Here is a 255-nt window from a genome sequence, read left to right on the forward strand (position 1 = left end):
GCAGGTAACCGCGGAGTTTTCTTCCCGAATAGCCTTTATCTGCCAACACCGCTTTGCCACGCCGTTTCATAAAACCATTCTTGCGTTGGACGCCAATGCCATCGAGCAAAGGAATAGCCGTTTGACTCTCATGGGCCTGGCCTGCCGTCAACATCAGGTTGAGTGGGAAGCCCTTTCCGTCAGTTGCCAGGTGGATTTTGGTGCCATAACCACCGCGTGAGCGACCCAACGCATGATCGTCAGCGATATCGGGAT

Annotated in this window: 1 protein-coding gene; it reads right to left on the reverse strand. The window is 54.1% G+C overall.

What is annotated here, in order from left to right; translation table 11 throughout:
- On the reverse strand, positions 1–255 hold a 255-nt coding region (locus EAE91_RS23910; protein ID WP_214090591.1), incomplete at both ends, for a transposase.

It is taken from the genome of Photorhabdus noenieputensis (assembly GCF_018448935.1).
GTDB lineage: Bacteria > Pseudomonadota > Gammaproteobacteria > Enterobacterales > Enterobacteriaceae > Photorhabdus > Photorhabdus noenieputensis.